Raw genomic sequence first — 11,058 nt, forward strand, 5'->3', positions numbered from 1 at the left:
ATCCCCTCCTTTCCTATTACTCGTTCGCGTCGGCATCTGCGTCCGATGCCTCCGCGTCAGTTACCCCGACCAACGCGTGCCGAAGCACCCGGTCGCCGAAGCGATAGCCCTTGCGCATGACGATGCCGATCACCGGGTCGGCGCCCGAGCCCTCGTGCTGCACTGCCTCGTGCAGCGTGGGGTCGAACGGGTCACCGGCGGTACCGAATTCGACGAGACCCTGCTTGGTGAGCGCGGTCTCGAGCTTGTCGGCGACGGACTTCAACGGGCCGGTGTCGAGGTCGCCGTGCGCCCTCGCCCGATCCAGATCGTCCAGCACCGCGAGCAGTTCGGTGACCACCGACGCCTTGGCGGCATCGATGTTGGCCTGGCGGTCGCGCTCGACACGGCGGCGGTAGTTCGCGTATTCCGCGGTCAACCGCTGCAGGTCGGCGGTGCGCTCGGCCAGCTCGTCGTTCTCCGGCTCGACAACCTCGGCGTCGAGGGCGGAGTCCGCCGTGGCGGCCTCCGCGTTCTCGTCCGCGGTGTCTTCCAGGATGTCGTCGACCAACTCCTGCTCCGAGGAGTTCGCCTCGGTCACTTCTTGTCCGTGTCGACCGGCTCGTCCACGACCTCCGCGTCGACGACCTGATCATCATCGGCCTGGCTCGGGCCCGCACCGTTGCCGGACTGCGCGTCGGCGGCGGCACTGGCCTCGTAGATCGCCTGGCCGAGGGCCTGCGACTCGGTGGCCAGCTTCTCCACGGCCGACTTCACCGCGGAGATATCGGTGCCTTCCAGCGCCTGCTTGGCCTCGGCGACCGCGTTCTCCACCTTCGCAAGCTGATCGGCGGAGACCTGTGCGCCACCCTCGCTCAGCTTCTGCTCGTTGATGAACTTCTCGGTCTGGTGCACCAGCGACTCGGCCTGGTTGCGAGTCTCGGCCTCTTCACGGCGCGCCTTGTCGTCGGCGGCGTGCGCCTCGGCGTCGGCGACCATGCGGTCGATCTCTTCCTTGGACAGACCGGAGCCGTCCTGGATCTTGATCTTGTTTTCCTTGCCGGTGCCCTTGTCCTTCGCGGTGACGTGCACGATGCCGTTGGCGTCGATGTCGAAGGTGACCTCGATCTGCGGCACGCCGCGCGGGGCCGGGGGCAGACCGGTGAGCTCGAAGGAGCCGAGCAGCTTGTTGTGCGAGGCGATCTCGCGCTCACCCTGGAACACCTGGATCTGCACCGAAGGCTGGTTGTCGTCAGCCGTGGTGAAGGTCTCGGAGCGCTTGGTGGGGATGGTGGTGTTGCGCTCGATGAGCTTGGTCATCACGCCACCCTTGGTCTCGATGCCAAGCGACAGCGGGGTGACATCGAGCAGCAGGACGTCCTTGACCTCGCCCTTGAGGACACCGGCCTGCAGAGCCGCGCCGACGGCGACGACCTCGTCCGGGTTCACGCCCTTGTTCGGCTCACGGCCACCGGTCAGTTCCTTGACCAGGTCGGAGACGGCGGGCATACGGGTGGAGCCACCGACGAGCACGACGTGGTCGATATCGGCCACGTTCAGGCCCGAGTCCTTGATCACGGACTGGAACGGCGCACGGGTGCGATCCAGCAGATCAGAGGTGATCTTCTGGAACTCCGAGCGGGTGAGCTGCTCGTCGAGGAACAGCGGGTTCTTGTCCGCGTCGACGGTGATGTAGGGCAGGTTGATCGAGGTGCTCTGGCCCGAGGACAGTTCGATCTTGGCCTTCTCGGCAGCCTCACGCAGACGCTGCATGGCCATCTTGTCCTTGGTCAGGTCGATGCCCTGCGACGCCTTGAACTTGTCGACCAGCCAGGAAACGACGCGCTCGTCCCAGTCGTCGCCACCGAGGTGGTTGTCACCGGAGGTCGCGCGGACCTCGACAACGCCCTCGCCGATTTCCAGCAGCGAAACGTCGAAGGTGCCGCCACCGAGGTCGAAGACCAGAATGGTCTGCTCTTTGTCGCCCTTGTCCAGGCCGTACGCGAGCGCGGCCGCGGTGGGCTCGTTGACGATGCGCAGCACGTTGAGACCGGCGATCTGGCCGGCTTCCTTGGTGGCCTGGCGCTGAGCGTCCTCGAAGTAGGCCGGGACGGTGATCACCGCATCGGTGATCTCCTCGCCCAGGTAAGCCTCGGCGTCGCGCTTCAGCTTCATCAGCGTGCGCGCGGAGATCTCCTGCGGCGTGTACTTCTTGTCGTCGATCTCGACGTTCCAGTCGGTGCCGATGTGGCGCTTGACCGAGCGGATGGTGCGGTCGACGTTGGTGACCGCCTGGTTCTTCGCGGGCTGACCGACGAGAACCTCGCCGTTCTTCGCGAAGGCGACGATCGAGGGGGTGGTGCGCGAGCCTTCAGAGTTCGCGACGACGACCGGCTCGCCGCCTTCGAGCACGGCGACGACGGAGTTCGTGGTCCCGAGGTCGATTCCGACCGCACGAGCCATAGTGGTTTCCTCCTGTTTTTGGCGTTCAAGGACAACAGTCTCAGCAACACTGAGCGTAGTGGGCTCAATCCTGCCCTCGAGATCTACCGAGAGTCAACCTGGACTTGAGTCTGGTGCGCTCAACGTTGTCGATCTACACAACCAGCACCTGCGGCGATACATTCCCGCCGCCTCGAAATATTTTCCTGCCCCCCGGGCCATTCTTGCCACGGGTGCGCTCAACCGCGACCCCCGATGCGGGATCGTGACGGTCTCAGCGGGTGAGGCCCGGGTGGATGCCGGGGCGCAGGCCGTTGCCTTCCGCCGTTCGGCGGAGAAGATCGAGGAAGAGGGCGCGGTCGGCGGGAGCAAGGGGGGACAGGAGTTCGGCGTCGAGTTCGGCGACTCTCCGCTCGGCTTCGGCAAGGAGCGCGTGGGCGGCGGGGAGTAGGTGGAGGGCGTGGGCTCTGCGGTCGGCGGGGTGGCGGCGGCGTTCTACGAGCTCGCGTTTTTCCAGGTCGTCCACCAGTCCGACCATGACGTTGCGGTGGATTTCCAGCGCCTCGCCGAGCTCCTGCTGGGTGCGCCCGTCGTGGGCGTTCAACAGTTTCAGCATGCCGAAATGACGGGGCTTGATGCCGAGCGGCGCCAAGAGGTCACTGAAGCGGTAGGCGGCGTGGAAGCCCAGTTGGCCGAGGAGGAATCCGGCGTGGGTCGACAGCTGCGTCGGGTCGGTCACACCCCTACGATACGCCAATCAACGCACCATTGATGATTGCCCTCTTGATTGATAATCACTTGAGGTGCATAGTTTGAAGGTCTCCATCCCTCGATCGAAGAGAGACCATCGTGACTACCTCCACTACCCAGCCCGCCGCGGATCCGCGGCGCTGGATCGCGTTCGCAGTGGTGCTCGCCGCAGGCTTCATGGACCTGCTCGACGTGACCATCGTCAACGTGGCGATACCGAGCATCCAGGGCGACCTGCGGGCCGAGTACTCGCAGATCGAATGGATCATCGCCGCCTACGTCCTCGCCTTCGCCGCCGTGCTCATCACCGGCGGACGGCTCGGTGACATATACGGGCGCAAGCGCGTATTCCTCACCGGCATAGCCGGTTTCACGCTCGCATCGGCGGTGTGCGGCCTGGCGACCGACCCGAATATCCTGATCGCGGCCCGCTTCGCACAGGGCGCGATGGGCGCGCTGATGGTGCCGCAGATTCTCGCCATCATCCAGACCACCTTCCCGAAAGAGGAGCGCGCCAAGGCGATCGCCATCTACAGCGGGGTCGGCGGGTCGGCCTCGGCCGTCGGCCTCGCACTCGGTGGCGTGCTGGTCCAGGCGGACCTTTTCGGCCTTGCCTGGCGGCCGATCTTCCTGGTGAACATTCCCGTCGGCATCGCCGGGTTCATCGCCGCGGCCTTCGTGATGACCGACTCCAAATCTCCCAGTGCGCCCAAGCTCGATCCCGTCGGCATGGTGCTGGCGGTCGCGGCCATCCTGCTGCTGGTGTTCCCGCTCGCCGAGGGCCGTCGGCTCGGTTGGCCCGCATGGACTTTCGCGATGATGATGGGCGCCGTCGGCGTGTTCATTGCCTTCCTCCTCTATGAGCGGGCACTGACGCGGGCCGGGCGATCACCCCTGGTCGATCTCGGGCTGTTCCGGTCCCGGCCGTTCGCCGTCGGACTCGGTGCGTGGCTGCTGTTCTGGATCGGCATGGGCGGCTTCTTCCTGGTGTGGACGTTGTTCATGCAGGCGGGGCTCGGCTGGACGCCGATGCGCGCGGGTCTCACCGCGGCGTTCTTCGCGGTGGGCGCGGGCGTCGGCGCGGGCATGTCGGTGGGCGTACTCGCGGCACGATTCGGGCGCCGGGTGCTGATCATCGGCGCGTTGGTGAACGCGGTCGGGTTCGCGATCTTCGGTGCGATGGCGGTGCGCTATGGCAGCGAGTTCACCTCGTGGCAGATGGTCCTGCCGCTGATACTGACCGGGGCCGGGTTCGGCATGGTGGTCGCCCCGACCCTCGATCTGCTGCTCGGCCAGGTGCCCGTGCGCGAAGCGGGTTCGGCGTCGGGGTTGCTCAATACCGGACAACAGCTGGGCACCGCGCTCGGCGTCACCCTGGTCGGAGTGCTGTTCTTCGCTGCGCTGGAACAAAATTCGGACCGCGGCGTCGAGAAGGCGACGCCGCTGATTCGCGCCGAACTCGCCACTGCCGGCGTGCCGCTGTCCACGCAGGATCAGATTCTGGTCGGGTTCGCGGACTGCGTGCACGATCGGTCGGCGCTGGCCGACCCGTCCGTTGCCCCCGTCAGCTGCCAGCTGCCAACGAATCAGCCTGGCAGTGAGCAGATCTCGCGCATACTCGCCGAAGCGGGCTCGGAGGCGAACGCGGTGAACTTCGCCGAAACCTTCCGCTACACGCTGTTCTACGGAATAGGAAGTCTGCTGCTGGTATGCCTCGGCTTCTTCGCCTTGCCGAAGGACGCCAAGCTGAAGCCGCCGACTCTCGACCCCGAACCAGAAATCGTCACAGTATGAAACAATGAGGTATAGCAACCGAACGCAGGACGACAGTGATTGATAGTCTGTGCCCCAGCTTTTGGGGGGCAGCGGGGTGCTCGGCGATTCGATAGTTTCGCCTCATGGTCAAGCGTGGAATCAGTGCATTGATGGTTGGCGGAGCGGTTGTCGCCGGGCTCGTGGTGGGGCCCGCGGCGACCGCTTCGGCGGATACCGGGCGCGGTGCCGTGGCCGCGGTGGCGGATGACGGATGCCCGTCCCTGCCGCTCTGCGCCGATGCCGGGCCGTTGGGCAACGCGATCAACGCGGTGCGACGGCTCGCGACGACCTTGGGTTACGGGACCGGAAGTTCCTCGGGGACCGCGAATTACCTCTGATCGCGTCCGGCGCCATCGCTGTTCACCGAGGGAGTTCGGCCAGGACTCCCTCGGCGCTGCGGGCCGCGGCGCGACAGGCGGTAGCGGTCGATTGGTCAGCGAGTGGATGGCCCGCTCGCGCCCGCCAAGTGCGGACGGCGGCGAAAGCCGTGGCACGCAAAGAATTCAAGTCAGAATCGGCGGGCAAACCCAGACGCAGGTGCGCCGCCACGCCCGCGCCGCCGAGAATGCGGTGTAGGTCGGCGAGTACCGGTGGGGGCAGGGGTAATTCGTCGGTGCGCAGGCGGCCGAGCAGGCGGAGTTCGGTGAAACCGTGCACGTCGGCGAGCCGGGCACGCACGCGAGGCCGCAGGCGATCGGCCTCGGCGCCAGGGTAGGCGGCCAGGATCCGGTCCAGGGTGCTCAGTGCCGAATGCGCCTTCAGTTCATCGGCGCGCTGGCCGAATTGGATCTCGAGGACCGAGCGCAGTTCCTCGATGCCGCTACGAGCCGCCAATTCCGCTGCCAGTGAGGAGGAATCGCGAACGCCGAGTCGGATCAGCATGGTGGCCATCCGAATACCGAACAGGCCGAAGCGATCCACCAGCTGCGCACGCAGTTCCGGGGCGACCGGCAGCGCGATATCGGCGCGGGCGAAGCGGTCCGCCGAGAGCAATGCGACCCCCAGGTCCTCCGCGGGCACCGCCGACAGCGCCTCGAACGCCGCGAACTCCGGCTGCCGCAGCGTCGAGGCGGCGAACGCCAGCAAGCCCGCGACCGGAATCACCGCCTGGCACAAGCCGGTTCGCTCCAGCTCGCCGGCGAACCGGGCGGCCACATCGCGAGCCGAATGCAGCGCGTCGATGCGACCGGAACCGATCTCGTCGGCACGCGACACCACCCCGATCACACCGAGCGGGCCCGCACCACCGGCGCCCGCACCGATCTGCTCGAGAAAGCTCACGTCGGTGGCATCGAGACGGCGCAACAGATAGACGACGGCATCGGCGCCGGGCACCGAGATCGGCGCGGCGCGATCACCCTCGGCATCAGCGGGAGTGAGCAATCGCGCGGTGCGCAGCGACACCTCACGCGAGAGCGACGACGTGCCGGGGGTGTCGATGATCGTGGTCTGCGACAAGGCGGCCGAGGGCCAGCCGACCTCGAGATGGTCCACCTCACGGGGGCTGTGCGCGTTCCAGTTCAGACCGGTCAGGTCGAAGGTCAGGCCGTGCGCGCCACTACCGCGACGCACGATCACGTTCGCGCGCGAGCCGTCGGCCGCGTGCGCGGTGACCGTGGGGGTGGCGCCGTCGCGGTACCAGGTGACGACGCGGGTGCACTCGGTGGCGTCGGTCGGCGCGACAGCCTGGCCGACCAGCGCGTTCAACAGCGTCGACTTGCCGGCCTTGATCGAACCGGCCAGCGCCACCCGCAGCGGCTCACGCAATCGATAGTCACATTCGGCGAGCAGCGTGCGTGCGTAGTCATCCCGGTCGAACGCCCGCGCCGCCGCGCCGACCAGCTCGTGCGCCTCGGTCAGGATCCTCGGTGCGGTCCGGTCGCCGGGCGCGGCGGTGTCGAAACGGTGGGTCACCCAGATACCGTACCGTCAGCCCGTCTCGAGTCGACCTGCATGGATTCCGCGTATCGGCGCAGCTCGGCGACCGCGTGCAGTTGGCGTTCCAGCACGACGGTGCGCTCGGCGCGGTGGGTGGCGGCCATCGCCGCGGCGTCCTGTGCGGCGCGCAGGGAGGCGTCGATCGAGCGCAGGCTGCGCTCGGCCACACCGGCGAAGTGGTCGCGCAGTGCGCGATGGATGCGGTGCAGCCGGTCCTTGGTGTCCTTGGCCGCCTGGAATGCCACGTCGTCGAGGAACCGGCGCACCTCGCCGTTGGCCTCGATCCGGCGACGCGCCAGTCGGGCCGATTTGTCGTCGCGATAGGCCTTGCCGCCGACGATCAGGCCCGCACCGAGGGAGATCGGGTTCAGCATGGCCAGACCGGCGAAGGTCGTGGCCAGGCCGATCATCAGCACGCCGCCGTAGGAGCCGCGCATGCCGACGAGCACCTTGCTGGTGAAACCGATATCCGGCTCCAGATCAGCCAGCGAACCCGAGCTGACCAGGCCGCTCTCGTCGTCCATCCCGGCGTGTACCGCAGGCAGATCGACCGCGCCGACCTCGTTGAAGTGGTCCGCGATCCGTTGCGCGAGCAGCTCCGTTCGGCGGTGGGTCAGCAGCAGGTTGTCGCCGAGCGCGGTGTCGACGGAGCCGGTGAGCCATTCGGTGATCGCGCCCCAATGTCGGCCGGGGTCGTTCTCGTCGATCCACTCCTGGCCGGTGCGGGCGATGCCGCGCAGGCGGTCGCGTAGGTCGTGGTCGACGTCGCCGACGAGGTCGGTGATGCCGTCGGCCAGAGTCTGCTGCCAGCTGGCGGTTCGCCGCTGCAGTTCCTCGGCGGCCGCGCGCGCCGACTGCAACTCGTTGACCGCGGCCGTGCAGCTCGCCGGATCGCGCAGCGCGACCAGTTCGCTGCCCAGCGCCAGCGCCAGATGCTCTGCTGCCGAATGCAATTCGCGGGCCACAGCCTGGCGCGTGACCGCTTGATCGCGGGCAACGACCCGATCGCGCAGGAAACCGAACAGCACGCCGAAGCCGGACTCCTTGCCCAGTTGCGCATCCTGCAGACGCAGGGCGTGCGCGCGCAGCAGAGCCGACACCGGGATCAGCGCGACATCGACCTGCGCGCGGGTCAGGTGGGCGCGGTCGGCCTCGAGTACCTGCCGCCAATGCGGATACAGATCGGTCTTGGTGAGCAGGACAGCGACCGAGGGGCACATCTCGCGGATCTGCCCGACGAAGGTGAGCTCGGGTTCGGTGAGCTCGGTGGAGGCATCGGAGAGTACGAGCACCGCGTCGGCGGCCGCGGCGAGGCTGAGTACACCTGCTGCGCAAGCACTTCCGTGTCCGCCGACGCCCGGGGTATCGATCAGGACGATGCCGTCGGCGAGCAACTGACTCGGCAGCTCGGCCTCGATCCGGATGATCTGTCTGCCCTGTGCGAGCGGGCTGCGGGTGTCGACGGCGCCGATTTCGTCGAACGGGATCTCCACTCGCGATTCGTCGGTGCCCGGTGCGGTGAGCACCAGGTAGGCCCGCTGCTGCTCGCCGTAGGACAGCTGAAGGGGAAGCACGGTGGTCGCGTCGTCGCCGACCGGGCACACGTCCAGTCCGAGCAGTGCGTTGACGAACCGGCTCTTGCCTTGACCGAGCTGACCGGTGACGACAACCCGGTGCCGCGGGTCGCGCACCCGCTCGGCCACCTTCTCCAGCCGACCGACCAGATCGTCGCGACCCGCGGCGTGGGCCGCCGCGACGGCGTCGGACAACACCGTCGCCAGCGGCACCACATTCGGAGCGAGAATCGCCATCGCCGCGCCCGTTTCGCTCAGTGGAACAGTCCGTCGGTGTGCACGTCGGCACCGGTGTCGGTGACGGTACTCGATTCACCGAACAGCGACGCCTCGCTCCCGCCGAGTGCGGAACCGTGCAGGCCGGAACCGAAGGCGCTCGATACGTCGACCGCGGACCAGGTGTCGGCGGCGGTGGTGACCGCACCCTGAGTCGGCGCGCCGACGGTGCCGTACGCGTCGGCCTGGGTCGTCGAGGTCGCCGTTGACTGGCCGGTGAGGCCGCCGACCGCGGCGGTGCTGCCCTGCGCCGTGCCGTCGACGGCGGAGGTGAAGCCGCCCGCGAACTGGTCGCCGCCGGTCACCGCGCCCGACAGTCCCGCGTCACCGAAGCCGCCGAGGCCCGTCTCGAGACCGGTCTCGGTTTCGGCGCCGCCGGTCGCGGAACCTGTCAGGCCGACACCGGTCTCCACGGCACCGGTCAACCCCGTCTGCGCACCGCCGACAGCGGAACCCGCGAGGCCGGCGCCCGCGTCTGCGACACCGTTCAAACCAGCCTGCGCACCACCGGTCGCCGATCCACCCAGACCCACACCGGACTCGGCGAGACCGCCCAAGCCTGCCTGCGCACCACCGGTCGCGGAACCGGCCAGACCCACACCGGACTCGACGGCGCCGTTCAACCCTGCCTGCGCGCCACCGGCCAGGCCGACACCCGACTCCATCGCCGCACCGAGACCAGTCTGCGCGCCCGAGGTGACGGAGCCGGTCACATCAGTGCCGAAAGTCGTTGCGGTGTCGAGGCCACCCTGGAGACCGGTGGTCAGCCCGATACCTGTCGTCGTGGACAGCGCTGATTCCACACCGGTCGTGACCTGGCCCGAGCCGTCGCCGATGAGCAGACCGTCGACACCGAACTCACCACTAGCCCCACCGGTGAAGCCACCGATCAGGTCGGTGCCCGCCGAGGCGGCACCACCGAGTCCGGTTTCCAGGCCGGTGCCGAACTCCGCGCCCGCGCCGACCACACCGTCGAGACCGGTGATCGCCGTGGTGGTCGCGGCGGCACCGAGACCACCGGCCGCCTGCGCCCCCACGTTGGCCACCGCACCGAGCCCACCGTTCACGCCTGCCGCGAGCCCACCGACCGCGGTGGTCGCCCCGCTCAGCCCGACATCGAGTCCACCGCCGAGACCGGCAGCGATATCGCCACCCGCGCCCACTGCCCCGTTCAGTGCACCGTCGACATCAGCACCCACCGCGCCGTTCAGCGCACCGCCGAGACCGGCACCCACATCGACCGCACCATCGAGACCGGCCGCAAGATCCGTACCTGCGTCGACCGCACCCGACAACACACCACCCAAACCGACACCAGCACCGGCCACGCCACCCAGCGCAGCGTCCACCCCGGTCCCGAGATCGGCGCCCGCGTCGACCGCGCCGGTCAGGGCACCGTCGAATCCTGCGGCAAGATCGCTACCCACGCCTACCGCACCGTTCACAGCACCGTTGAGGCCGGCAGCAAGGTCAGCACCCGCGCCGACCGCGCCATTCAGCGCACCACCGACGCCGGCAGCCACATCGCCACCGATACCGACCGCACCATTCAAAGCACCGTTGAAACCGGCGGCAAGATCGCCACCCACACCGACCGCACCGTTCACAGCACCGTTGAGGCCGGCAGCAAGACCGCCACCCACACCGACCGCGCCATTCAAAGCACCATTGAGTCCGGCGGCAAGATCGCCACCCACACCGACCGCACCGTTCACGGCGCCATTGAGGCCAGCGGTTACGCCGGCGGCGAGGTCGGCCGCCAGGTCGGTGTTCACGTCCACGTTCGCGCCGGTGACGGCGTTCAGGGCGACGTCGAGGCCGGCGCCTACCTGGGCGGCGGCGTCGGCGGCAACCGACGCGACGGCGCCGAGGCCGACGTCCAAGCCGAGGTCGAGTTCGGCGTCGGCTGCCGCGGCCGCGGTGACGGCGGCGGCGGCGGTCGCGGTGGAGGCGAGGGCCGCGCTCGTGCTCGCCGCGGCGCCGGCCGCCACGATCGCCTGCAGCTGGGAGCCGCCGCAGACCAGCGCGGATTCCGCCACCATCGGGGCGACGGCGGAAATGTCCTCCGGGGTCACCACCAGGCCTGCCTCGGCCAGCGCTTGGCACGGGTTGGCGCAGTAGGTCGCCGCGGCGTCCTGGTCGCGCAGCAGATTGAGGATGAACTCCAGAATCGCGTTCGGTGTCATCGAGATCAGCTCCTCCAGATCATGGGCGGGAGGCCCGATCTGTTTGTCGTTGGAATGTCTTTCACGCTAGGTGAGCCCGTCGTTACAGGTAATGGGGC

The 11,058-nt window shown here is 68.3% G+C and carries 8 protein-coding genes; 2 read left to right on the top strand and 6 right to left on the bottom strand.

Annotated elements, in window-relative coordinates; translation table 11 throughout:
* Positions 1-16: 16 nt before the first annotated feature.
* From grpE to ACLJPD_RS08330, 3 genes are all read right to left on the bottom strand, one after another.
* Positions 17-580, bottom strand: a complete 564-nt coding sequence (grpE, locus tag ACLJPD_RS08320; RefSeq protein ID WP_410871264.1) for a nucleotide exchange factor GrpE — start codon at positions 578-580, stop codon at positions 17-19.
* Positions 577-2,442 (bottom strand): molecular chaperone DnaK, encoded by a 1,866-nt coding sequence (gene dnaK / locus ACLJPD_RS08325; protein WP_410871266.1) that lies wholly within the window; start codon positions 2,440-2,442, stop codon positions 577-579. Before dnaK ends, grpE begins: the two co-directional genes overlap by 4 nt.
* Positions 2,443-2,695: 253 nt before the next feature.
* A complete protein-coding gene (locus ACLJPD_RS08330; protein ID WP_410871267.1) occupies positions 2,696-3,160 on the bottom strand; it encodes a MarR family winged helix-turn-helix transcriptional regulator in 465 nt (154 codons plus the stop codon).
* Between the two features lie 110 nt (positions 3,161-3,270).
* Here ACLJPD_RS08330 and ACLJPD_RS08335 point away from each other — a divergent pair, with 110 nt between their 5' ends.
* Positions 3,271-4,965, top strand: a complete 1,695-nt coding sequence (locus tag ACLJPD_RS08335) for an MFS transporter (RefSeq protein ID WP_410871269.1) — start codon at positions 3,271-3,273, stop codon at positions 4,963-4,965.
* A 104-nt stretch (positions 4,966-5,069) separates the two neighbouring features.
* Positions 5,070-5,324: a hypothetical protein gene (locus ACLJPD_RS08340; protein WP_410871270.1), complete on the top strand. Its 255-nt coding sequence runs from the start codon at positions 5,070-5,072 to the stop codon at positions 5,322-5,324.
* A gap of 22 nt (positions 5,325-5,346) precedes the next feature.
* Here ACLJPD_RS08340 and ACLJPD_RS08345 read toward each other — a convergent pair whose 3' ends face one another.
* From ACLJPD_RS08345 to ACLJPD_RS08355, 3 genes are read right to left on the bottom strand one after another with little or no spacing between them, the layout of a single operon-like run.
* Positions 5,347-6,900 carry a dynamin family protein gene (locus ACLJPD_RS08345; RefSeq protein ID WP_410871271.1) on the bottom strand — a complete coding sequence of 518 codons (1,554 nt, stop codon included), beginning with the start codon at positions 6,898-6,900 and terminating at the stop codon, positions 5,347-5,349.
* Positions 6,897-8,735, bottom strand: a complete 1,839-nt coding sequence (locus ACLJPD_RS08350) for a dynamin family protein (protein ID WP_410871273.1) — start codon at positions 8,733-8,735, stop codon at positions 6,897-6,899. The genes ACLJPD_RS08345 and ACLJPD_RS08350 overlap by 4 nt, the downstream gene beginning before the upstream one ends.
* A 17-nt stretch (positions 8,736-8,752) precedes the next feature.
* Positions 8,753-10,960 (bottom strand): IniB N-terminal domain-containing protein, encoded by a 2,208-nt coding sequence (locus ACLJPD_RS08355; RefSeq protein WP_410871274.1) that lies wholly within the window; start codon positions 10,958-10,960, stop codon positions 8,753-8,755.
* Positions 10,961-11,058: the final 98 nt, after the last annotated feature.

The sequence above is a fragment of the Nocardia sp. A7 genome (assembly GCF_046549215.1).
In the GTDB taxonomy this organism is placed as follows: Bacteria; Actinomycetota; Actinomycetes; order Mycobacteriales; family Mycobacteriaceae; genus Nocardia.

Excerpts from the sequence above, each read along its gene's own strand:
- dnaK (WP_410871266.1), bottom strand. The coding sequence starts at position 2,442 with ATGGCTCGTGCGGTCGGAATCGACCTCGGGACCACGAACTCCGTCGTC.
- ACLJPD_RS08350 (WP_410871273.1), bottom strand. The coding sequence starts at position 8,735 with ATGGCGATTCTCGCTCCGAATGTGGTGCCGCTGGCGACGGTGTTGTCC.
- ACLJPD_RS08355 (WP_410871274.1), bottom strand. The coding sequence starts at position 10,960 with ATGACACCGAACGCGATTCTGGAGTTCATCCTCAATCTGCTGCGCGAC.
- ACLJPD_RS08340 (WP_410871270.1), top strand. The coding sequence starts at position 5,070 with ATGGTCAAGCGTGGAATCAGTGCATTGATGGTTGGCGGAGCGGTTGTC.